The following is a 22,930-nucleotide window of genomic DNA, read 5'->3' as shown; positions in this document are numbered from 1 at the left end:
GCTGCCCGGGCGGACGCAGTCCGGATGCGTCCGGAGCCGTCCCGACGGAGGCTGGGCGCATGGCGGATCGCGCGCGGATCATCGTCCACCCTGTCGGCCCGATCGGCGGCCGGGCGGTGATCGCGCACGTCCACGGCACCGACGCCGCCCTCGGCACGGCGTACGACCTCGCGGACGTCGCGGAGTTCATGCGCCGGATCGGCCTCGAGGACGCAGAGGACCTGCTGGCCGCCCGGGACCCGCTGATCGAGTGGCAGGGCGGCGGGCCCGATGTGTGGGGCGAGTCGCCGCCGTGACCTCGGGGCCGCAGCCGCAGTCAGCCGGACGTGATCCACGACGAGTACGCGCCCGACGACGGCGCCGACCGCCTGCCGCTCCTCACCCGCGACGGGGCCGTCGAACTGATCGCCCTCGACGGGGCTCGCCTACGGGTTCGAAGCGTGTTCGGTGCCCTGGGTGTAGAGCCGGAAGAGCCGGGGCTCGTTCGGCTCGGCGGGCAGTTCGGCCAGCCGCTGCCACAACTGCGCCGCCAGCGCCCGTGCTCGCCTCCCGGCCCAGTGTGCGGGCAGGAGCTCCGGTGGAAGCAGCGGGTCGGGAGTCATGGCCCGGGTGAACTCCGCGGCCGCCTCCACCGCGTACGTCAGCCGCTGCACCGCACCCAGTTGCCCGGATCCCGCGCCGGCGCCCAGTGCCGCCTCGACCAGTGCCAGCCGGTCCGTGGCGAGCGCGGCGAGGTCCTGGTACCGGGCGGCGATCTCCTGAAGCGGCCACAAACGGGCAGCCAGCTCGCTCGGCTCGGACGTCCCCCCGACACGGAGATCGGTGCTCGTGAGCGTGGTGACGGCCGAAGCGATGCCGAGGTCGACCGCGGCCGCGCCCACGTACGGCCCGATGTCATTCGCGGTCACGTACAGCCCGCCTTGCAGCGGTGCTGCGCCGAGTGAGATGAGCCGGTCGCGCAGCGCGTCGCGGGCGGGGCGCTGGGACTCCGGGACGGCGAAGGCGATCAGGTGCCACCGGCCGTCCCACGGGGCTTCGCCGCGGTCTTGGCGATAGGCGAAGCGGACGAAGTCCGCATCCGGCGCGAGGGCCCCCGAAGCGTCGGCGACGGCGCGCAGGACGGCCCTGCGCCCCCGACCCTCGTGGCTGAACCGCCCCTCCGCGACCAGCCGCTTGATGCACAGGCGCACCTGCTGGTCCGTCATGCCCAGGGCCGCCGCCACGGCGTAGAGCTCGCCTGCGTCCACGCTGCCGTCCTCGCGTACGAGGGCCTCGACCAGGAGCCGGGTCGGGATCCCGGGGGCCTTGACCCCGGTCGCGGCGCTGGCCCCGGTCCGGGCTCCGGCCCGGGGTGCGTGCCTGGTGGCCTTCGCGGCCTCGCTCGTCATGATGTCGCTCCCGGGGTGCGGTCGGCTGCGGTGACGGGGCGGTGCATGGTGGTCACGGCCTCGAATCCCATCAGATCCCGCAGGAAGGGAGTGCGCTGGGTGGCCGTGGCGCGAAAGCCCTGACGTTCGTACAGTGCCCGGGCCCGGGCGTTGACGTCGATCACGTCCAGCCGGAGCCGGTCGCAGCCGTGCTCGGCCGCGACCGCGTACACCTCTCGCAGCAGGCGTGCCCCGATACCCAGGCCTCGCAGCTCCGGCGCGACGGCGAGCCCGTCCATCACCATCTCCCCCCTTGCCGCATCGCGCTCCAGCAGGGCGAGCAGCGCGAGCCGGGGCAGCCCCCGCACAAGGCCATACCCGCGCAGGACATCCACCGCGCCACCGCCCGTGAGGCCCCGGCCGTCGGAGGTCTTGTACCCGCCGACCGCGACGACCCGCCCCTTGCGCAGGGCCACCACGGCCCGATCGCGGTGCAGGTGGGCTGCAAGGAAGGCCCGCCCCGCCTCGGCCGGACCCAGGGCCGGCCCCAGCTTGCGCTCGAACGCCTCCCAGTACAGCTCCGCCACCCGTCCCTGGGCGCCCTCAGGCACGCCCCGCCGAATCTCCGTCACCATGTGGTCAACTGTAATACGTTCGAATCTGAAACGATAGTTTGTCGTCTGATAGAAAGAGTGGCGGGGCGCGTCAGAGGGCGCGCGAAGGGGGCGGAAGCGATGTTGCACAACCACGAGACCGAGCAGAAAGCCCAGGAGCAGCTCGGCCCGGCGAGCAGACCGCGTTCGCGCAGGCGCCGCTTCCTGCGGGCACTTGCCGCAACGGCGGCCGCACTGTCGCTGGTTGCCGCCGCTCTCACTGGCCTCGCCGCCTGGCAGAACACCTACGACCTGCGCGAGGAGCACGTCGTGATCCACACCGGCGGCCGAGCCCTGAACGCGGTCCTGGCCCTGCCCGACATCGGCCGGGGCCCGTTCGGCGTGGTGGTCTTCGTCCACGGCGACGGACCCGTCGACGCCACCCACGACACCTTCTACCGGCCCATGTGGGAGGCGTTCGCCAGAGCCGGCTATGCCTCGCTGTCCTGGGACAAGCCGGGCGTCGGCGGGTCCCGGGGCAGCTGGCTTCACCAGAGCATGGCCGACCGCGCCGCCGAGACCGCCGACGCCATCGCGTGGGCCCGCACCCGGCCCGACCTCGACAGCGGGCGCATCGGCCTGTGGGGCGCCAGCCAGGCCGGCTGGGTCCTGCCCAAAGTCGCGGCCACCACCCCCGGCATCCGCTTCGTCATCGCCGTCTCACCAGCCGTCAACTGGCTACGCCAAGGCCGCTACAACACCCTCGCCGAGTTCGCCGACCGCGGCGCCCCACCGGCCGAGCGCGATGCCGCCCTCGCTCGCCGTGAAGCTGGCCTCGCGGTGCTGCGCCGTGGCGGCACGTACGCCGACTACCGCGCGGCCGTGCCCTCCGACCGGGCGATGACGGCGGACCGCTGGCACTTCATCAGCCGCAACTGGACTTCTGACGCCACGTCTGACCTACGAGCGGCCGGCGCGCGCGGTGTGCCCACCCTCCTCGTGCTGGCCGGGCACGACCGCAACGTCGACGTGGCCGAGACCGAGACGGTCTACCGCCGCGAACTTCCGCCCCGCTCCTTGCAGGTGGAGCACTACGCGCAGGCCGACCACGGCCTGGCCGACCTCGATGTGATCCGCTCCCGGACGCGCGCCTTCCTGACGGCGGTCTTCGCCCCCCGCAGCCTCTTCACCCCCGGCTACCTCGATTCCTTGCGCACCTTCACCGCACGCTTCAACCCCTGACACCCGCCCCCGAGGGGTGCTCCCACGCGGGCCGGCGCCCTACGGCAGCGAACGCGCACCGAGCCCACCCACGGAGTGACGGTGGGCGACCGCGACCCCCGTGCACCGGTCGACGCCTCATCACCGGCCTGGCAGCCGGGCGGCTTGGGCCCGGGATGCATCCACCCCCGTGGGCGGGTACACGCTCTCCACGGTCAGCAGCGGAGGAAAGGGGCGGTCGTGGGTGGAGCGCTGGTTGCAGGCGGTTGGGGACTGTTCGCGGGGGCGGCACTGTTGGTTGGTGCTGCGGTCGGGTCGTTCGTGCGAGTCGCACCACGGTGGATCGCGCTGGTGATGGCGTTCGGCAGCGGTGTGCTGTTGTCGGCGGTGCCATTCGAGCTGATCGCCGAGGCCTACGAGCGTTCCGGCATGTGGCCGGTGGCAGGCGGGGCGGTGGCCGGGGCGGCGGTGTACTCGGCGGCCAACGTCCTGCTGGCACGGCGTGGCGCGCAACACCGCAAGCGCTCCGGGCAGCACCAGCCCTCGGAGTCCGAAGAGCCCGGTTCGGGCAGCGCCATCGCGCTCGGCGCGCTGCTGGACGGGGTGCCGGAGTCCGTGGTCATCGGCACCAGCCTGCTGGGAGGTGGTCACCTCGGGGCGGCCACGGTGGGGGCTGTCTTCATCAGCAACCTGCCCGAGGGCCTGGCCAGCGCAGCCGGCATGCGCGCCGCCGGCCGCAGCCGCACCTACGTCTTCGCCTTGTGGGCGAGCATCGCCGTCATCAGCGGCCTGGCGGCGCTTGCCGGCTACGCCCTGCTGGGCGGAGCGTCCCCGGCCCTGCTGGCGGTGATCACTGCCGTCGCCGGCGGGGCGATCCTGTCGATGATCGCGGACACGATGATCCCTGAGGCATACAGCCGGGTGCACCTGTTGACCGGCTTGGTCACCGTCACCGGTTTCCTCGCAGCGTTCGCTCTCGGCCACCTGTAGGGGGGGCCGAGGCCCTCTCCACGGCGAACGAGGCATGAGCCCTGAAGGGCAGCGGGGACCGCGTCGAGGTCAGGCCGTGGCCGGCGCTGCCAGCCCGAGGGGCCGGCAAGGCGGGGGCGGGTCAGCCGGGCCGGGTGCCGGTCAGCCGTCCCGCGGTGGCGGCTCCTGCCCGGTCGACGGCCGCCGTGACGACGGCGAAGATCGCGCCACCAGGGCAGCGGCGAGCAGGACCTCCTGCCAGGCGCGGTCCTCCTCGGGGGCGCCCGGAGCGTCGTCCTCGTGGCCCATCACCTTCCACACCAAGGAGGCGAGCCCGTAGCCGGGCGCGAACCAGAAGGCGGGGCGCCGTACGGACCAGGGCCGCGGCCGCGCCACCGATCACCGCTCCGGCCGCCACGTCAGAGGGGTAATGAGCACCGCTGTGGACCCGCTCGACGGCCACCAGCACCGTCGGAACCGCGCACGCGGCCCCGGCCCACGGCCACGACGCCGCAACAGCAGCGGTGAAGGCCACGGCGGCGGCGGTATGCCCGGAGGGGAACGACGAGCTGTCCGGCCGGTCGGCGACATCGCCGTGCGCAATCCACTCCGCAGGCGGCCGGCGCCGCTCGACCAGCTGCTTGGCGACCCCGTTCGACAACAGCTCGGCCACCGCCATGGCCAAAACCCCGCCGGCCGCGGCCCTGCGGCCCCGCCAGCCGCCCTTCACGGCCATAGCGAGGGCGGCGGCCCACCACAGTTTCGTGTGTTCGGCCGCTTCCTCGACCGCGGGCAGCAGGCCGCGCACCGCCGGAGAGTCCCAGGCCGCCAGCCGCCGGGTCACCTGGTGATCGCGGCGTTGCAGCCCCGCCAGCACCCTCATCGCCCGCCTTCGCCTCCCTCACAAGTCCCCGACCGCGGCTCACTCCATCCGGCGCCGGTCTTCCTCACTCCACGCCCGGTGTCGCGGGGCGCGACGTACGGCTCCTCGTCCTCGGGCTGCCCGCCGGCGATCGCGCGCCGACGAACCAGCCCGGCGTCGAACTCCAGGCCTTGCGCATTTCCACTCCCGCCGCACCCATGCCCGCCCCCACCGAACGCCCCCGGCCCCCTCAGCCCGCCGTTCCAAGGCCGGCGGCCCGCATCCGAGCCCCTGGCCCAGCCATGGGGCGGGGGACCGTCGATCGCGGGCTGATCACGATCGTCCGGCTGACCCCACCCTCCGCGCACATCTCGCCTCGGAAGAGCGCTGGCCAGGCACGCAGCAGCTCGCGACGTGCAGCACGGCTGCGTCCTGTGGTGGACTGGGCGGCCGATTGCCGGGCCCCCTCCCAAGGCAACCGACTCGTCTGGGCGGCCGGTTTGCGGGACGAGGTGGTCCGCGGTGAGGCATCCTCGAGGGGCGGGCCCTCAGACGTTGCGCACCTGGCGAGCGTCAGCCTGTCCGGCGCCTGCGTCTGGGGGGATGGTCATCGTGCGTTCGGGCTTGAGAACCCTTGCGGCGGCTGTGGCGGCGCTCTGCACGGCAGCCTTGCTGTCCACCTCGGCGGCAGCGGCACCCGATCCGCTGCCCTGGTCGTACCACCAGGGGCAGGGCAACGCCGGGGAGTGCCTGGCGATCTCCGCCTCCGGCAACGCCTTCACCTACTCCTGGACCGAAGAGGACCCGACCTGCAGGCCGAAGGTCGAGTTCATCCGGCACTCGTTCTGGGTGCGCCGGCAACTACCGCAGGTGGATGACCCCGACGTCGCCTACGTCTATCCCGACCCCGGCCCCTACCAGGTCACCATGCCCGGCATCGGCGTCTACTCGGTCTCCATCGCCTCCAGTGACGACGAGGGCAGCTGGTATCCGGCAACGGGCGGCGTGGTCACCATCGGCGCCGACCGGGACGACGACTGGATCCCGGACGCCCTGGACGCGTGCCCGACCCTGTCCGGCCTGGGCCCCGAGGGCTGGCCGGATCTCGGGCTGCGCCCCGAGCACCTCGGCTGCCCCAACCGCGCCCCCCGGGTGCGCGCCGGCGCCGACCTTGCCCTGAACGGGCAGGACGGCACCACCCTCAGGGCCTCCGTCACGGACGACGGACTGCCCGAGTACTTCCCGGTGACCAGTGCCTGGTCGACCCTCTCCGGTCCGGCGCCGGTGCGCTTCGCCCACCCCGACCGCGCCACCACGGCTGTCACCTTCACCGCGCCGGGCCGCTACGTGCTGCGGCTGGCCGCCACCGACCAGGCGCTGACCGCGCACGACGACGTGGTGGTGACCGTCACCGAGCGCTACCGGGTCGAGGTCCGGGCCTGGATCCCGCACCCCAGGGTCGTCGACCCCGTCCACCCGGTGCCCGAGATGCTCCCGCACGTCAACAGCGTGGACTCCATGCATGCCTGCGGCGTGGTCAACGGCCCCCTGTGGCAGACCTCCACCTTCCGCGGCGACAACCACCGCGGCTTCGACGGCAGCTACCGCGGCCGCGTCTGGACCGAGTTCACCTGGGACGGCACCACCATCACCGGCATCAAGACCACCCGCGACCCCGCGGCACTGTTCGGCACCTCACACCGCGACTTCGTCATCGACCCCATGCCAGGAGCCGCCAAACACTGCACCGAGGCCCAACGGCCCACCGAGAAGGCCACGGTCACCCGCAACGGCACCACGGGCGTGCACCTGGACCTCCACACCCCCAACCCCCTCGTCGACTGGTTCCCGGGGCTCGGCCACGCACCGGCGATCGACTCCGACCTCTGGGTCACCTTCTCCTCCCGCAGCAAGATCACGTTCAAGGCCGGCGCCGACGAGTTCCCCAACCACGGCTTCCGCGCCTGGCGCAACGGCAAGCCCTTCTACACCCGTGCTGTCAACCAGGCGGCATGCGTCGACGTCCTCGGCCCCACCGGTGCCTGGAACCTCTTCCACCGCCTGATCTCCCAGACCAACCACGGCACCTGGACCACCAGCACCCACGCCACCCCACACACCTTCGACAAAACCTGCGGCTGACCCCCTCCGCGAGCCGACGTGCAACGCGCCAGCGGGCCCGGAGGGCCGTCGGGAAGGCGGCAGAGCACCAGGGCCGGCACGCTTGTCGTCCGCGGTGCGCAGGCCCGCGCCGTCCCCTACCGGACCGTGGCGATGCCCGCCATGGCCTGATCGTGAACCCCGCGGGCGGGCACACGTGACAGGGGGCGCCGCGCGTCGGCCGGCGGCAGCTCTGCGCCGGTCAGCCGACGACGGCATAGCCCGAACCGCCGCCGCCCAGCACGGGGCGGCGGCTCGTCACGCCGGGCACGCGCATCGGCACGGCGCTCCGGGTGACGGTGCCCGGCTGGGGGCCCGGGTTCCAGAAGTCGTGCCACCGCTGCCCCAGCTCGCCGCCACCGTTGTCGCCCCATGCCCACACCGAGCCGTCGGACCGTACGGCGTACCCGTTGCCGTACCCGGCACCGATGGCGGTCACGGCGGTGAGGTTCCGCACCGGCGCGGCCGTGCTGCTGTGCTGGAACGCGGGACCGTCATCCTGACCGCTCGTGCCGCGGCCGAGTTCGCCGGTCTGGTTCCACCCCCACGCCCACACGGTCCCGTCGCCGCGCAGCGCGTAGCCGGCCAGGCCGAGTGAAGAGGCGATGCTCCGCACCCCGGTCAGACCCTTCACCCTGGCGGGCGTGAGTGCGACCTCGCGGTCGGTGCCGCTGCCCAGCGCGCCGCCGTACTTGTCGCCCTCGCCCCAGGCCCAGACCGTGCCGTCGGTTCGCAGGGCGAATCCGTTCATGGCGCTCGCCGCGATGGAACGCACCTGGGTGAGTGCCTCGATGCGGATCGGGGAGTACGCGTCGTCGGTGCGGCCCGTGCCGTCCTTGCCGTTGCCGAGGCGTCCCCGCAGGGCGTCGCCCCACGCCCAGACGCGGCCGTCGGCGTCGAGGGCGTAGCCGTTCATACCGCCGACGGCGATCTGCACGATGCGGGCCAGGCCCGGGATGCGGGTCGGGGTGTCCACGACCTCGTCGCGGGGCGGCTGCCCGAGTCCCAGCTCCCCGTTGTGGTTGAACCCCCAGGACCAGACGGTCCCGTCCGCGCGCAGCGCCAGCGTGACGTCCTGACCGGAGGCCACCGCCGTGACCCGGTCGAGCTTCACCCTCACCGGCACCGTCACGACCGTGTTGCGGGCGTGGGTGCCGTTGCCCAGCTGCCCGTTGACGCTGTAGCCCCACGCCCACAGCGCACCCTCGGCGGTGAGGGCGTACCCGTTGCTCAGGGAGCTTCCGGAGACGGCCGTGACGTGATCGAGCCCCGGTACGGTCCCGGCCTGGTACGGCGCCCCGACCACGTTGCGCAGCGGCGAGCTCGTGCCCCAGGCGCAGAGCGTTCCCGGCGTGGTGCAGGGCGCCCCGGCGGGGGCGGCGTACAGGTACTCCAGACGCCGGCCGTACCCGGGCAGGTCGGACACGCGCAGGTACCGGGCCAGCGGGACATCGGCGAACGGGACCGCGAAGTACGAGGCGCGCTGCGTGGCCGCCTTGAAGGTGTACGCCCGCCAGCTCGTGGGGCCCCGCCAGTCGGTCGGGTAGGCGAAGACGTCGGTGCGGCCGGTGACGGCCATGGCGACGAGGTCCATGTTGACCGGGTACTGCTTGCCCGCCTTGACGAACCGCCAGCCCTTCGCCCCCTGGGCGACCAGCAGCACGGCCCGTTCGAAGCCGAGCTGCCGTGCGGTGCGGTCCATCTCGGAGGCGCCGACAGGAGTCCCGACACGGCTGCCGAGGCGGCCGGCGGCGTGGTCCTTGTCGCGTTGGGTGTACGGGTAGGTGTAGCCCTCCTCCTTGGTGTGGATCATCGCCTCGGTGTAGTGCCGGTCGGCGCCGAACCGCTTGCGGTCCAGTCCGATGGCGCGGGCCGCGGCGTCGCCCGTCACCACCCACTGGAGGGTGCGGCCCCTGCGCAGGTACCAGGCTCCGTTGTCCCCGCGCACGGACCGGCCGTCGGGGATCGCCTCGAACAGCTTCTGGTACGCGCGGGCCGTGGCCACCGCCGCGTTGCGCCGGTCGAACGCGGCCTGCTCGTCCGCCGAGCGCGGGGCGGGGGTTCCGTCCGCGAAGAGCCTGAGCCTGAACGCCCGGCTGTTGGGGCCGTTGAGGTCGATGAAGTGCTCGGGCATCCGGAGGCGCCCTGTACCCGTGGGCAGGACGGTGCGGCGCTGGAACTCGCCGTCCGACTCCTTGTTGTACTCGGCGACTTCGACTCCGCCGTCGGGCCGGACCTTCTCCACGAACGCGACGTGCCCGAACCGGCCGGGACCGGTGGTGGAGGTCGCCTCCCACTGGGCGATGTCGCCGACTTCGGGTGCCGAGTCGACCCCGTAGCGGGCTGCGAGCGCGCCCGCGTCCCAGTCCTTGGCGTCGTGCCAGCCCCTGATGTCCTTGCCGAACTCCTGCAGGGCGCGCCACCACACGTAGTCGGTGCAGTTGCGGTAACCGTACCCGGCGGGGCTGAAGACGCTGCCGTCCTTCTCGTAGTCGCCCAGAGCGGGGTCGCCGACGGGCACGGCGTCGTGGTGGGGGTAGTTGCCGAAGGCGTTGTAGGCGGTCTGGGCGTCCCCGCTTCCCGCCTCCGCGGCACGAGCACCGACCCCGCCGGACGCGCCCGCCGCGAACACCAGTGCCACGGCCAGTACCCCGCGCCCCGCCGCCCGGCCCACCCGCACCGCCGCGCGCACTCCACCCTGCATCCGGCCCACCCCCGCCCCCGGTCGCGAAGGAACCCACGGTACCGGCTGCGGACCGGTTCCGCCCTGTTGTCCGCCGGGCCGCACCCCGCGGATGCCAGTGCGGCGGGCGTTCCCCGGTCCGCGGCGAGGCCTGCCACCCACCGCAGCGCCTCAGGTGCGGGCGGGCGGAATGCTCACGGGCAGGAGCCTGCTGCTCAGAGCCCGCAGACTCCACGCCCCGCGCGCAGCGTCGATCAGGGGCCGTGCGCTGTGCGGGGACACGGCCAGCTCGAGTCTGGCCTCGGCAAGGAACTGGAATCCTCCCGACGGCGTTGCGCTCGCGCGGTTGCGCCGGTCCTCGAAGTCACCCGGGTGGAATATCTGCAGCAAGGTCAGTGCGTAGTACGTGTAGGCGGATGCCTCGGTGATCAGCTGCTGAGCGGCCTCCGGCGGATCGGCCGGGGACCCGCTGGGGGGTACGGCGCCCGAACCGGCCAGGTACTCCAGCGCTGCGACGAGTTCAGCGGTGGTGCCGGGGCGGGCGTGACGCAAGTGGTCCATCACGGTGCGGTAGCTGGACAGCCAGGCCGCGTTCTCGTGCGTCCACACCTGCTTGGCGAGAAGGGTGCGAAACCCTGCGAGCGTGTCGTGGAGCTCTTCCACGATGAGGCGCCGGGAGATCTCGGTGAGCTCCACCGCGGAAGCCTGTTGGGCCGACGAGATGTCCTCGTGCATCTCCAGGATGCGGCGCCCGTACCGGATCAGATCGCGTGGAATGCCCCCGGACAGCGCGTGCGCCAGCAGCACGTACGGCTCCGGCAGGTCCTCGGCACGTCTGACCATGATGGCGAGGGACTGTGTGACGTCGCCGGGCTGGACGTGCAGGATGTCGTCGAGTGAGCTGTCCGTGGCATCACGGTCCGGCAGGCCCCGCCGGACGAAGGCGGCGCCGACGTCCTCGGCGACGGAAATGAGGTAGTGCACACGGGGCACACCCAGGATGGCCTTGACCTCGCTCAGGAAGGCGAGGGCTGCTGTGTCCGACCCGAGCCGGTCGAGTTCGTCGATGCAGATGATGGTCCGGCCACCGCGCGCATGCACGTGCAGGGCGATCTCCCCGAGCCTGGCCCGCAGTTCCTCCACGAGCTGCGGGAACTTCGCGGGGATGCTGGCGAGCGACGACGTGTGTGCGCTGCCGAAAGCGGCGGGCCCCGAGGCGCTGATGTTGAGGGCCGCGGACGTGGACTGTGTGGTCCGGAGTTGGAACAGGTGGTCACGGCATCGGGTCACCAGCTCGGGCTCGGCCCTCCTGGTCCGCCAGAACCCGATCTTGAACAGGAAGGTGCCGGCGATGGTGTAGGCGAGCCGCGCCGGGTTTTCGGAGTCCAGCAGCATGCCCCGTACGTCGGCGCTCCGCAGGACGACCGAGACGGCGAAGCAGAGCGCGAGCACACTGACGAGCTTCCAGAGCTGCTCGGTCACCAAGCCGCCTGCCTCCCCTCCGAATACGTACGCACCCAGGCAGACGGCGATCGAGAGAACCAGGAGCAGGACGGCAAGAGCTCCGTCGGCGTGAAGGTCTGCGGCAGCCGCGAAGTGGTGCCTGATGCCGGGGTCGAAAGGAAGGCTCACGGCCGGGCCCACGATCAGACAGCACGCAGCCACACGGACCACGGACACCGGCCAGTGAAGCAACCTGTCCCGCCACCGTTCGGACTTCCCCATCCGCCACACCAGAAGACCGGCCACCGTCACGACAAGTCCGGCACCGACGCTGCGCCCCTGCCAGACCTCCTCGGCGTGCCGCGCGATCCAGTCTCCTGCCTCGCCTGCCCAGGACCGCACACCATCACCGTGCTGGGCCCACAGGGCCCTTGCGGTCTTGGCGGTGCCGAGAACGATGAGCCCGACCGCGAAGACGCCGAAGAACATCGCGCGCCGGAACGCCCGGAAGCCCTTCCGTAGGCGCTGGCCGGTCCGCACGAAGCCGGACAGCCGCGTCAGCTGCGGCACCTCGAACCCTTCGCGGGCGATGAACCGCTCGCAGAGCTCGACGAACGTGGCAAAGACCAGGTCGTAAGGGGTGTAGGCGGCCGGCACGCGAACGGTGACGTGGAAGTCCTTCGCGCCGGCGGCGTCTTGCAGCAGCGTCGACTTCCCGGAACCCCGGGGACCGCACACGGCGATCGTGCCGCCTTCGAGAGCGGCGAGTTTGCGCTCCAGCTGGCGGGACGCTTCGCCGGGCACCACCCATCCGGGGCCGCTCGGCGACCGCAACCCCTTGAAGCTCCCGGGCAGGAGTACGGAGTGGGGATCCCTGCCCATCAGCTGCTCGATCACCGCGAGGGCCGCCCGGGGGGTTCCGTTCTCCCGGAGATCCCGCTCCCAGCTCTTCGCCGCCCTGCGTACGTCGAAGCGGTCAAGGGCCAGGCACAGCGTGTACCAGACGAGTGCGAGTTGATTCCTGAGGTTCTGCCGGGACCTCGGAGAGATGACGGCGAAGAAGATCGGCAGGGCTTCCACGCCGAGTGCTCCGATGATCGCCGCCTGCTCGGCCCAGAACGACAAGCCCGACGACATCGCATGGACGAGCGCAGCGAGGGAGACGGGCAGAAGGACGTAGACCAGCGCCGACCGCGCGTCGACGCCCACGACCGACCGCAGCCTCGCTCGCTCCGAGCGGGTACGGGACAGCCCCTCGACGGCACGGCGATAGTTGCCCAGGGTCGTCGTCACGTAACCCAGGGCCTGCCCGATCGTCTCCGGCGTCGCCATCTGGGCACGTACTGCCGGCGCGGTGACCCCGGGCCGGGCATCGAAACGCCGGCGCACCTGCGGGGAGACGAGCGCTGCCCCTACGGCATTCCCATAAGCAGCCTGTTCCTCGGCCGTGTCGCAGGCGAGTAACCGGCGTGCGCCCGGCGTCGGAGGAGCGGCACTCTGCACAGATCGTTCCCTTCACCTTCGGATAGCGGCGCGAGTGTAACCGGAGGGCTGAACTGGCCCACCCGTACGGGCGACGGAACCGATGCCGTCGAGCAGTCCCGCCGCAGCGCGGCGGCGGCCTGCGGACGGTCGAGATCGACGGCGCAGGCCGCGTCCGGCGCGGGCGGCGAGCCGCGACGTCCCGCGCCCAGCCGACCCCAAGGCGTCCGGCCGCCACTCAGATTGCTTGCAGGGTAGGAGGGTTGAGACTGTCGTGAGACTGCGGCGGCCCGTCCGGTCGGTAGCGTCATGCCCGCCGGATCCGGACGGAGAGCACCCCTTCCGGCCAGCATTTGTCAGGTACACCTCACTAGTCCGTCACTTGGAAGGACCGACAATGAAGTTGGCCCGCACATTCGCAGCGGCCCTCATGGCCGTGATCGCGGCCTTGTTCGTGATGCCCTCCGGCGCCACAGCCGCCACCTTCGCCACCGTGCCCACCACGGACAAGTACTTCACCGGCGACGGCTGGGGCCCGTACAACCTCGTCCAGGAGATAGCCGTCAACTCGGCCTACGCGCAGGCCGCGGCGGAAGGGTACCCGTCCTCTCTCTGCCACATCACCCAGGGACCCACGGAGCCCGTCTGGCAGGGCGGTGACACGTACCAGTCCCTCGTGAAGATCCACTGCTTCCCGCCGCCGCCGGCGGGCTCCGGCCCGATCGTCGCCGTGCCCAACGGCAAGTGTGTGGACGTCAAGGACGGCAGCACCAAAGACGGCGCCATCGTCCAGCTCTACAACTGCCACGGCGGCTCCAACCAGATGTGGGTCCTGGAGCCCGACAAGACCATCCGCTCCATGGGCCACTGCCTGGACGTCCAGTACGCCAAGACGGACAACGGCTCGCGCCTCGGCCTGAACTCCTGCCACGGCGCCGCCAACCAGCAGTTCGAGCTGCTGGCCGGCGGCAAGCTGCGCAGCGTCCACTCCGGCAAGTGCGTGGACGTGCTCAGCACCCTCTTGGGTACCCGCCTCGTCATCTGGGACTGCTCCGACGCCCGTCCGTACCAGAACTGGCGCGGCTCGGCCCTCGGCCTCTGAACCCCCGGACGCCCGTGAGCACGGCCCCCGGCCCCCCGGGGGCCGTGCCTCTGCGTCAGCGGCCCGCCGGAAAAGCCGCGGTGCCCGCGTCTGCCCGTTCCTCCCGCCGCCCCCCGGCGCCGGCGCCCTCGCATGTGCTCGTGACGGTTGGCGTCCCGCTGCCGCATGTGCCACCGGCCCGGTCCGAGCCGCCGAGCTGGTCCTCCACCTCGTACGTGCTGCCATCCCGCTCTGCACGTGCCAGGACGATCTGGGCTGGCGCACCTGGGCATCTGGGGCTTGCAAGGGGTTCGCAAACCAGCGGTGGGGGTCCTGCCCGTCTGACGGGACGGACAGGTGTCCGCGGCCCGCAGGAGGGGTGGCGGACACCTGCCGATGTCAGCTTGTCGCCGGCCTGCACCTGGCGAGGACCACGGTGGCGAGCAGGGCGAGGCCCTGGTTGAGCCTGCGGAAGTACGTGGCCCGGCTCAGGTGCAGCCGGTTCGCGATGAACTCGTGCCCGCCGCACCGCTCCACGTAGTACTGCGACAGGATGCGCCCGGCTTCCGCCTCCGTCGCGACCGTGCTGTTCAGCAGGTGCTGCACGCCGGATCCGAGGAGTTCGCGCAGTGCGGCCGGGTCGCCGGCCACGGGCAGCAGCGGGCTGCGGGCGAGCAGCTGCGGACGGTGCAGGGCGTCCAGCGCCTCACGGATGCGGCGGCTGAGCCAGGCCGCGTCGTCGGGCAGCACCGGGGCCGGCGACGGAAGTCTGAGCCGCTCCAGCCAGGGCGGCACCCCGCCTTCGCCGGCGAAGTCCTGCGAGTACACCCGGCAGGCGGAGCCCCCGCCGTACACGTCGTGGCGGAGCTGCCCGTGTACGCGGACCCCGACGTGCTCGTAGAGCGCCTGGTACTCGGGGGAGGGCGTCGAGGTGACCAGCCGGCCCCGGCCGACGGCGGTGGACAACAGGTGCCGGAAGAGCGCCGAGCGGGCCGCCTCCTGCCGCTCCTCGTACACCGCGAGTCCGATGAAGAGCCCGCCGCCGGACGCGGCGTCCGCGTGCTGCTGGAGCAGCGGTTCGAGGACCGCCACGGTCGCGTCGTGGAGCGGCGCGGTGCTGCTGAGTCCGATCGGTCGGTCCTCCCGGTCACACACGACGTACACGCCTTCGGGCACGGCGTGCACCAGCGACCCGAGCAGCCGCTCGGAGCGCCGGACGTCCATGCCGCCGCGCTCCGCCCACACGCGGACGAGCCGGCCGACGTCGGACGCGTCGTCGTCGCGGGCCGGACGGACGTGCACGGGCCTCGTCACCGGGCTGAACAACCGCCGCACCGGCCCGTCCAACGACGCGAACAGAGATCCGGCCATCCGATCGCCTCGTGCGGCGCAACTGTGCTCGGCGGGTATCAGCCTCGTGTGGTGCGCGGCGGCCAGCGTCCGCGCCGAGCGGTAGGCCACGGGCGTGCGCCAGCGCAGGGCCTGGTCGAAGACGGTGCGAAACGGTTCCGCCACGGCCAGTCCGAGCGCGTCCGGGACGACCACGCTGCATGCGCGAAGGCGGTCGAACACCGTTCCGTCCTCACCGAGTTGGGTGAGCAGCTCTGCGTCGCACTGCCCCACGGCAGCGACCAGCAGCAGCGCCCGCTCGATCCCGGCCACCTCGTCGCCGAGCCGCTCGCACACCTCGCGCGCCGCGGCGTCGGCTGCGGCGTCGAGCGCGCCTGGCACGCTGCCCGGGGCAGCGTGCAGGGCTCGGCAGAGAGCCGAGGCGAGCAGTACGTTGCCGCCCGCGAGCCGCAGCACACCGTCACGCAGGTGCGGATGGGTGACCCCGAGCCCTTCGGCCAAGAGGCCGATCTCCTCATCCGGCCACGGCCCGGCTTCGACACCGATCACCTCGACCCCCGGACGCCACGCACGGTACGACGGCAGCGGACGACGGCTGGCCACGACGACCGGGCCTCCGGCCGGGAGCGCGAGCCGGTCCAGGTCGTCCTCGTCGCAGATGCCGTCCACCACGGGCACAGCGGTGGCGAGTTCGGCCAGGATCGCCGACTTCCCGCTGCCGACAGGACCCGTCAGGTTGATCACTACTGGTCTGGTCGCCGCGTCAAGCAACGCTTCCATCACGGCCGTTCGACCTGTGGTCTTCGTGGTCACGTGATGGCCTGCCCAAAGAACGCCTGTCTGCACCGGTCAGATCGGGACGGGATGCGCACTGCGGGGTGATCCTCCCATGTCGCGGATCGGCCCCGGCCGACCGACGCGGCCGGGGGGTCCTGCCCCTCAGATCATCGCAGCCCTGTGCGTCTTGTTCGACCTCGGACCGGTGCGAGGCTCCCGACCACGTCCAAGGACTCTTCCAACGCCAACGCCAACGCCAACGCCAACGGGCAACCAACATGGGCTGCTGACCGAAGCGTCCAGAAATGGTTGGCTGGCTATCGGCCGCTCTGGTGAGAATGAGCGGATGATTACCCCCTCGCCCCAAGGGCCTGTCGAGCCGCCACGTATCGTCACCGAGCTCGCGGCGGGACAGCCGGTACGGGCCGTATGGAAGAACGGACTCGGCGGGTTGACGTTCCAAGTCGGCTTGGGTGATACGCGTCGATTTGTGAAGTGGACGCCGCACGGCAGCGGTATCGACCTTGCGGCTGAGGTGGCGCGCCTGCGGTGGGCGGCGAGGTTCACTGTGGTGCCGCGGGTACTCGGTGAGGGCGCTGACGAAACGGGGTCCTGGATCATCACCCATGGCTTGCCCGGACGTATGGCGGTGGACGGTCGCTGGAAGCGCGACCCCGGCACCGCGGTGCGTGCGGTCGGCTCCGGGCTGCGGGCACTCCATGACACGCTGCCCGTCGCGGACTGCCCCTTCGACTGGTCGGCCGAGAAGCGCCTGGAGAGGGCGCGCTCACGAGCGGCGGCGGGCCGGACCACTCCGGCGGACTGGCCTCAAGAGCTTCAGCACTTCCGCACTGTCGAGCGCGCGCTCGGCGTGCTCGCTGACACCCCGCCCATCGACCGGCTCGTCGTCTGTCATGGCGATGCCTGCGCTCCCAACACGCTGGTCGGTGATGACGGCATGTGGACCGGACATGTCGATCTCGGCACGCTGGGTGTGGCGGACCGCTGGGCCGACCTTGCCGTTGCCACATGGAGTACGCAGTGGAACTACGGTCCGGGATGGGAAGAGCCGCTGCTCGAAGCCTACGGAGTCGAGCCGGACTTGGAACGGATCACGTACTACCGGCTGCTGTGGGAACTGTCGGACTGAGCAGTGCAAGCCGCAGTGGCGTGGTTCACGCGGCCACCGCCTCGGGGCGTTCGACGAGGTGGGGTGCGTTCACGGCTCGCCAGCGGGCTTGGGCGGACTCGACGAGTTTGAACACCATCGCGAGTGCGGCAGCGCGGCTGCCCGCGCCCTTGGTGACCTTCGTGCGCAGGCGAACGGTCGCGAAGGTCGACTCGATGGGGTTCGTGGTCCGCAGACGTATCCAGTGCTCGGCGGCGGGAAGTCGTAGAGCGCCAGCAGGTCGTCGACGTCGTCCGTGACCGTACTGCTTGGCGAACGCCGCGACGGCCTTCAGCGCGAGCTCGCGGTCCTCGGCGTTGCAGATCTCCTCGAGGGCCTTCCTCGCGCTGGGCTGGGCCGACTTGGGCAAGGCGTTTCGAACGTTTGAGGTTTTGTGAACCCAGGTCCTCAGAGTCACCCGGCGCGTCCGGTTGACCCTCTCCGGGCGGTCACCGCTTCGGTCACCTATCCCCGATGCTGCACGTCCGGCGCGCCAGGGTGATGCCGACCAGTGCATGCTCACGACAGGCCCCCGGGGGCCCACACAGGTCACCGACGGGTCGGGGCCGCCTCTGGAAGGGCTGCGGGCTTGCCCTGGTTGGGCTGGGTCACCACCGTACCCGGGGGTCCGTCGATGTCCCCCCATGGAGTACGTGAGCTGGGTCGGGGTGTCAGGGAGCAGGGTTTCGGGTGGTCAGCGTGCCGGGACGAGGCGGGGGTAGGGGTCCAGCTCCAGGAAGAGGCCGCCGGGCGCGTGGTGGCGGCTGGTGGGCAGCGAGAACATCTGGTCGGTGGCGTGGCCGCCCAGGCCATGGGCCGGCTGCCCGGGCAGGGGCCCGCGGAGCCGGGAGTGGAGGACATCCACGGCTTCCTCGCGGGCGTCGCGGACGTCCTCGATCCCGGTGATGATGTTGAGGAACGACTCGTGCAGGCGCGTGCCGGCGCGGTCGCGGCGGCTGAGGGTCTGGGCCTTGCGGAAGTAGGTGTCGCGGCCGTCGTGGATGCGGTAGAAGGCAGTGACGAGGATGAGGAGCCGTTCGTAGGCCTGCCGGTAGGCGGTCTGGTAGAAACGCCGGGCCGCGTCCTCCTCGACCTCGCCGCGCAGGGTGCTCCCGATGGCGGCGGCGCTCAGCAGACCGCTGTACATCGCCAGGTGGACGCCGGTGGACAGCAGCGGGTCGAGGAAGCAGGCCGCATCGCCGACGAGGAAGTAGCCCTCGCCGCAGAAGGTGCGGCTGACGTAGGAGTAGTCGCCCTCCACCTTGACCGGGGTAACCAGACGGGCGTGGGCAAGGATCCGGGTCAGGTGCGGGGACTGCTCCAGCGCCTGGTGGTAGACGGCGTCGATGGAGCCGTGCTGTCCCCTCGCCCGGTTGAAAGACCGCTTGCTGGTGACCAGGCCGACGCTGAGGGTGCCGTCGTGGAGGGGGATGGCCCACAGCCAGCCGTCCTCGGGGAGCGAGAAGACGCCGATCGCACCCTGCGGTGCAGCGGGTAAAGGCGCTGCGCCACGCCAGTAGCCCCAGGCGGCGACGTTGCGGAACGCGTCGTGGAAGCGGCGGGCACCCAACTGACGGGCTCCCAGGACACCGGCCCGGCCGGAGGCGTCGACGAAGTACCGGAAGGCGGTGCTGCCTTCACGGCCGCCCTGGGTCGTCCAGGTGGCTTCCGTCGCCCGGCCGGCCGGCAGCTCGACCCGGCGGACACTGGTCTCCTCCCGTACCACGGCGCCCTGGCTGCGGGCGTGGTCCAGCAACAGGTGGTCGAACTCCCCGCGCACGACCTGAAAGCTGTAGGGGGCCGGCCGTTGGGGCTCGTCGAAGCCCAGGGACCACTCCTCGCCGCCCCAGCCGTAGAAGGCGCCGGTCTTGCGGACGAAGCCGTGCCGCTCGACGGCCTCGCGCGCGCCCATCGAGTCGAGGACGGGCAGTAGCGACGGCAGTAGCGATTCCCCGATGTGGTAGCGGGGGAAGTGGTCGCGTTCCAGCACCGTCACCTCCAAACCCTGCTGCGCCAGCAAGGTGGCGGCCGTGGCCCCGCCGGGGCCGCCACCGGCGATCAGAATCTGGGTCCGCTCCCGCATGTCACTCCCGAGAGAAGGTTTCGGCATCGCTGTCGGTGACAGGATGATGACCGTGACCAGTAAAGGGCGGACACCCCAGGTACCGAAAGGAGCCGGTTCGGCCACCGGCCACGGCGCCTGCACCGCAACCTGGCGCAGACGGGCACTGACCGTGGGAGCAGAGGAGGAGTACCTGCTGGTCGACCCGCTCACCAGACAGCTCAGACCCGAGGCCCCCAAGGTGGTGAACGAGGCCGCCGCCGAACTGGGCGAGAGGGTCACCACGGAGATCACCTGCTACCAGGTCGAAGCGCGCACCGACCCCCACACCAGCCTGGCCGCCTTCGCCGATCAGATCCACGCCATGCGCAGGGCCGTCGTACGCGCCGCCGCCCGACACGGCCTGCGCGTCGTCTCCAGCGGCACGCCCGTCCTGCCGCAGCCTCATCCCATCGCGGTGACCGAAGGCCCCCGGTACGCCCGCAGCGTGGCGATGTTCGGTGCCCTGGACGACGAGCAGACCATCTGCGCCTGCCACCTCCACATCGGCATCCCGGACCTGGACCTGGCCCTGCAGGTCAGCAACCACCTGCGCAGCCGACTGCCGCAGCTGATCGCCCTCGCCGCCAACTCACCGTACTGGCAGGGCCGGGACACCGGATACGCGAGCTGGCGCACCCTGGCCTGGGCCCGCTGGCCCGCCGCCGGACCCCCACCGCACTTCGATTCCACGGCGCACTTCGACGCCCTCGTCGAGGACCTCACGGGGACCGGAACCATCATGGATCGCGGCGGACTCTACTGGGACATCCGCCCCTCCCACCACGTGCCCACCCTGGAGATCCGGGCCTTCGACGCCACACCGACCGCCGCCGACACCGTGCTGCTCGCTGCAGTCACCAGGGCTCTCGTCGCTACCGCCCTCACTGACATCGAAGCGGGCAGGCCCGCCTTCCGCCCGCCGTCGAGCCTCCTGCGGACCGCCTGCTGGCGCGCCGCCCGCGACGGCCTGACCGGAGACGCCGTAGACCTGCACGCCCGGCGCCTCCAGCCGGCCACCACCCTCATCGAACGGATGCTGGACGATCTCCACCCCGCCCTGGCGCACCACGGCGACCTGGACACGGTCACCGCCGGCTGGGCCCGCCTGCGCACCCTGGGCAACGGCGCCGAACGCCAGCGCGCAGCCCACCGCCACCGCGACAGCCCCGCGGACGTCGTGGACGCGCTGATGCAAGCCGTCGACGCCGCGGACCAAGCCCGGCCCTGACAGCGCAGCGCGGAAGACAGGCGGGCACGCCGCACCCGACACAAGACAGCGGCCGCGCTCGCAGGCAAACCACCCGCCAGCCGCGTCCCCCACCTCACAGGGCAACACACCTGTGCTTCCTGCCGGTCGCCGCCTCGCCTTCCCGGGCGAGGCCGGCGACCGGACCCCTCCATGCCACTGCCCGGTCCGCGACCCCCCAGCCGTCGCGGCATGCCGCAGCCCGCAGCAGGAGGGCCTCACCCCTGACTCCCGCATCGGTGCGTATCCCCTGCCCGCGCCGCTGCGGCTTCGGCGGGTGAAGACATGATGCTTCAAGCCGCGCCGACCCCCGACATGCCGGAGCCGACCTCCAGCAGTGGTCTGATCCTGATGCTCGGCGTGGCAGGGGGGCGGTGCCTGTCATCCAGGGCAGGGGCGGCCGCACGTTCGTCTCGGCGGGCCGGCCCGAGATCCTTACGGGCCCACCCGACGGCGAGCGTGCCACGGACCGGGGAAGCGGTCCGCGCGGCGTTGCGGGACCCGGGGGCGTCGCGGCGGACCGGCTGACGGAGGCCCCTGGGGGCGTTGCCGCCTCTCCGGCCGTGGGTGACCGCCTCGGCGGTCTGCCACCTCGTGAAGGCCGCTCTCCTGGTCTACCTCGGCGGGGACATGCAGTTCCGCCACGTCCATCCGGAATCAGGTGGCCGCCCTGGTCCGTCGCCGCTACCTGCCCGCCCTGTTTCGCGGCGAACGCGGCCCGTTACCAGCCGACGGGTCGCGCGTCTTTCGGCGGGGTGATGGGCGGAACTCCGCCGAAGGAGCGGAAATCGATCGTGATCGTGGTGGAGCGTGCCATTCCGCGAGGCGTGCGCAGGTCTTCGCGTACGCGCAGCAGGCGGCCGGCGCCGTCCACCCAGGCGTCGATACCGATCTCGCTCACGTGCTTGTTCTCGTCCTGTTCGCCGTAGGTGAGCTCTTCGGTCATGTACGCCGCCCAGGGGATGTCGGTGCTCAGGTCCTTGACCGATTGGAAGGGCACGACCGTGGTGTAGTGCCCGGCGGCGCGGCCGAGGACCGTCTCTTGACGGGCCAGCCGCACATCCCCCGCGGCTCGCAGCGCGTTCAGGAAGAACGGGATGATGACCCTGACCGGCTGGTTCTGCTCGTGCTGAACCGCGTAGGCGTCCGGCGAGTCGGTTCCCGCCCAGACCAGGAGGGTGTCGTTGGGGTCGGTGCCGGGCTTCGGGCCGTAGACCCTGTTGGTGACGCGCCACCTGGACATCGCCGGAATCACCATGGACTCCTGGGCGCCGCTCCAGTTCGCGCGACCGGCCAGCGGTTCTCCCCACCTCTGTCCCACCTGCACCGCGATCTCGGCCGACCCCGCCTTCAAGGCCCGCTCCGCGGCCGTTCTCAGGACGCCTTCTGGCGATCGAGCCTCATGCACGCGCCAGCCGGCGAACGCCCCGCCGACGACCACGGTAGCGATGCCTACCGCGAGCACCACCCGCCTGCGCATCCGCTCGTGCCACCCCCGCAATGACGCCCCCCGTGTCCGTCTCGGGCCGGTACGGTCCGGAAGATCGAATCCTAGATGATTACTCCCCTTGATCTTGGGGCTGCTCAGCCATCAGGTGCCGGGCATGGCAATGCGCTGGCCGAGCCGGCGGCCGGGGAGGTGGGGGCCTCGCTGCGTCGGGCTGACCGCGCCGGGCGCGAGGCCGTTGGCGGTGCCGGGGGAGGTGCGGGTGATCGACCGATTCCGGGCGGGGACAGGCGGTCCGTGGGTGACGCTGGCGTTGCCGGCGCGGAGGGCCGCGAGGTGCATCCGGCGGCAGAGCCGTTCGCCGGCCCGGCCGCCGAGCTCGACCGCGACCTCGCGGAGCCAGGTCTTCAGCCCGAGGCTGGAGCGACGAGATCTCTCGCTAAGCCCGCTGACCTGCTCGACGAACGTCCGCCGCCGACACCTGGACCGGTCGCAGAAGAACCGCCGCACCCTCAGCCTGACCAGCAGCTTCGTCCCGGCCAGGGGCCGCTCGGCCAGCCTTCGTTCGTAGGAGGAATGGACCCTCTGGGCCCGGGCACAGCATCCCGGGCATCGGGGCGGCGGACCACGTGCGGCCGCCACCACGACCAGGGCCTCCGCCGTGAACTCCACGGCCTCCAAACGAACATCGACCTCCGGGAACGGCACATCATCCAGCGAGCAGACCCCCACCAGCCAGGCATGCCATGCCGAAACGTTCCCGCACGCGACCCTTGACCTGGGAAATCACGGAACTCCGGTCAGAGCCAAATTCGAGATCCGCATCAGGGCCAAGTGCTCGCTGACGGCGGCCTGGACGATCTGCCACTGGCCCTGCCGGCTCGTGAACGCCTCGCCGGCCTCCACCTGCCGGTCGCTGGTACTGAACAGCGCCCGCAGATCCCCCCGCCATGGCTTCCCCTGGTGATCGTCTCCCT

15 protein-coding genes and 2 pseudogenes are annotated in these 22,930 nt (G+C 71.7%); 7 read left to right on the top strand and 10 right to left on the bottom strand.

Translation table 11 applies throughout. The annotated features are described in order from the left end of the window. The first annotated feature begins 59 nt into the window (after positions 1–59). The gene (locus tag IF43_RS0120765; RefSeq protein WP_030202698.1) at positions 60–296 is read left to right on the top strand and encodes a hypothetical protein; all 237 of its coding nucleotides are present in this window, start codon (positions 60–62) and stop codon (positions 294–296) included. Positions 297–425: 129 nt separating this feature from the next. Here IF43_RS0120765 and IF43_RS0120760 read toward each other — a convergent pair whose 3' ends face one another. Both IF43_RS0120760 and IF43_RS0120755 read right to left on the bottom strand, forming a co-directional pair. After that, on the bottom strand, positions 426–1,388 hold the full coding sequence (locus IF43_RS0120760; RefSeq protein ID WP_078910320.1) for a PaaX family transcriptional regulator C-terminal domain-containing protein: 963 nt from the start codon (positions 1,386–1,388) through the stop codon (positions 426–428). Beyond that, entirely contained in the window at positions 1,385–2,002 is a 618-nt protein-coding gene (locus IF43_RS0120755; RefSeq protein ID WP_051795718.1) for an N-acetyltransferase, read from the bottom strand. The genes IF43_RS0120760 and IF43_RS0120755 overlap by 4 nt, the downstream gene beginning before the upstream one ends. A 99-nt stretch (positions 2,003–2,101) precedes the next feature. On the opposite strand from IF43_RS0120755, the gene IF43_RS0120750 reads away from it, so the two are divergent. After that, positions 2,102–3,202 (top strand): S9 family peptidase, encoded by a 1,101-nt coding sequence (locus IF43_RS0120750; RefSeq protein ID WP_051795716.1) that lies wholly within the window; start codon positions 2,102–2,104, stop codon positions 3,200–3,202. Positions 3,203–3,421: 219 nt separating this feature from the next. Then, entirely contained in the window at positions 3,422–4,171 is a 750-nt protein-coding gene (locus tag IF43_RS0120745) for a ZIP family metal transporter (RefSeq protein ID WP_030202678.1), read from the top strand. A gap of 121 nt (positions 4,172–4,292) precedes the next feature. Here the strand turns inward: IF43_RS0120745 and IF43_RS42855 are convergent. Beyond that, a pseudogene (locus IF43_RS42855) lies at positions 4,293–4,829 on the bottom strand (phosphatase PAP2 family protein). 852 nt (positions 4,830–5,681) lie between these two features. On the opposite strand from IF43_RS42855, the gene IF43_RS0120735 reads away from it, so the two are divergent. Continuing rightward, entirely contained in the window at positions 5,682–7,154 is a 1,473-nt protein-coding gene (locus IF43_RS0120735) for a hypothetical protein (protein WP_158939428.1), read from the top strand. Between the two features lie 220 nt (positions 7,155–7,374). Here IF43_RS0120735 and IF43_RS39665 read toward each other — a convergent pair whose 3' ends face one another. Both IF43_RS39665 and IF43_RS0120725 read right to left on the bottom strand, forming a co-directional pair. Further along, positions 7,375–9,876: a CHAP domain-containing protein gene (locus tag IF43_RS39665; RefSeq protein ID WP_078910319.1), complete on the bottom strand. Its 2,502-nt coding sequence runs from the start codon at positions 9,874–9,876 to the stop codon at positions 7,375–7,377. A gap of 150 nt (positions 9,877–10,026) precedes the next feature. Continuing rightward, positions 10,027–12,801 carry a hypothetical protein gene (locus IF43_RS0120725; protein WP_158939426.1) on the bottom strand — a complete coding sequence of 925 codons (2,775 nt, stop codon included), beginning with the start codon at positions 12,799–12,801 and terminating at the stop codon, positions 10,027–10,029. Between the two features lie 382 nt (positions 12,802–13,183). Between IF43_RS0120725 and IF43_RS0120720 the strand changes: the two genes are divergently transcribed. Then, entirely contained in the window at positions 13,184–13,882 is a 699-nt protein-coding gene (locus IF43_RS0120720; RefSeq protein ID WP_158939424.1) for an RICIN domain-containing protein, read from the top strand. Between the two features lie 378 nt (positions 13,883–14,260). Here the strand turns inward: IF43_RS0120720 and IF43_RS40900 are convergent, their stop codons facing one another. Then, positions 14,261–15,991, bottom strand: coding sequence for a hypothetical protein (locus tag IF43_RS40900; protein ID WP_158939422.1), 1,731 nt, complete (start codon positions 15,989–15,991; stop codon positions 14,261–14,263). Between the two features lie 343 nt (positions 15,992–16,334). On the opposite strand from IF43_RS40900, the gene IF43_RS0120710 reads away from it, so the two are divergent. Then, the gene (locus IF43_RS0120710; RefSeq protein WP_030202653.1) at positions 16,335–17,138 is read left to right on the top strand and encodes an aminoglycoside 3'-phosphotransferase; all 804 of its coding nucleotides are present in this window, start codon (positions 16,335–16,337) and stop codon (positions 17,136–17,138) included. A gap of 52 nt (positions 17,139–17,190) precedes the next feature. Here the strand turns inward: IF43_RS0120710 and IF43_RS41715 are convergent. Both IF43_RS41715 and IF43_RS0120700 read right to left on the bottom strand, forming a co-directional pair. After that, positions 17,191–17,565, bottom strand: a pseudogene (locus IF43_RS41715) (transposase); the annotation flags it as partial. Between the two features lie 285 nt (positions 17,566–17,850). After that, positions 17,851–19,239, bottom strand: a complete 1,389-nt coding sequence (locus IF43_RS0120700; protein ID WP_037889327.1) for an NAD(P)/FAD-dependent oxidoreductase — start codon at positions 19,237–19,239, stop codon at positions 17,851–17,853. Positions 19,240–19,390: 151 nt separating this feature from the next. Here IF43_RS0120700 and IF43_RS0120695 point away from each other — a divergent pair, with 151 nt between their 5' ends. Beyond that, positions 19,391–20,488: a glutamate--cysteine ligase gene (locus IF43_RS0120695; protein WP_234332384.1), complete on the top strand. Its 1,098-nt coding sequence runs from the start codon at positions 19,391–19,393 to the stop codon at positions 20,486–20,488. A gap of 739 nt (positions 20,489–21,227) precedes the next feature. Here IF43_RS0120695 and IF43_RS0120690 read toward each other — a convergent pair. Then, positions 21,228–21,986 (bottom strand): hypothetical protein, encoded by a 759-nt coding sequence (locus IF43_RS0120690; RefSeq protein WP_158939420.1) that lies wholly within the window; start codon positions 21,984–21,986, stop codon positions 21,228–21,230. Positions 21,987–22,097: 111 nt separating this feature from the next. Then, positions 22,098–22,625, bottom strand: coding sequence for a transposase family protein (locus IF43_RS38185; RefSeq protein ID WP_158939418.1), 528 nt, complete (start codon positions 22,623–22,625; stop codon positions 22,098–22,100). Positions 22,626–22,930 lie beyond the last annotated feature (305 nt).

The organism is Streptomyces sp. NRRL S-87 (assembly GCF_000719335.1).
Classification (GTDB): Bacteria; Actinomycetota; Actinomycetes; order Streptomycetales; family Streptomycetaceae; genus Streptomyces.
This window is presented reverse-complemented; position numbering and strand designations above follow the sequence as displayed.

Coding starts and splice junctions, on each gene's coding strand:
- IF43_RS39665 (WP_078910319.1), bottom strand. CDS start 9,876: ATGCAGGGTGGAGTGCGCGCGGCGGTGCGGGTGGGCCGGGCGGCGGGG.
- IF43_RS0120700 (WP_037889327.1), bottom strand. CDS start 19,239: ATGCGGGAGCGGACCCAGATTCTGATCGCCGGTGGCGGCCCCGGCGGG.
- IF43_RS0120765 (WP_030202698.1), top strand. CDS start 60: ATGGCGGATCGCGCGCGGATCATCGTCCACCCTGTCGGCCCGATCGGC.
- IF43_RS0120755 (WP_051795718.1), bottom strand. CDS start 2,002: ATGGTGACGGAGATTCGGCGGGGCGTGCCTGAGGGCGCCCAGGGACGG.
- IF43_RS0120710 (WP_030202653.1), top strand. CDS start 16,335: ATGATTACCCCCTCGCCCCAAGGGCCTGTCGAGCCGCCACGTATCGTC.
- IF43_RS0120750 (WP_051795716.1), top strand. CDS start 2,102: ATGTTGCACAACCACGAGACCGAGCAGAAAGCCCAGGAGCAGCTCGGC.
- IF43_RS40900 (WP_158939422.1), bottom strand. CDS start 15,991: ATGGAAGCGTTGCTTGACGCGGCGACCAGACCAGTAGTGATCAACCTG.
- IF43_RS0120760 (WP_078910320.1), bottom strand. CDS start 1,388: ATGACGAGCGAGGCCGCGAAGGCCACCAGGCACGCACCCCGGGCCGGA.
- IF43_RS0120690 (WP_158939420.1), bottom strand. CDS start 21,986: ATGCGCAGGCGGGTGGTGCTCGCGGTAGGCATCGCTACCGTGGTCGTC.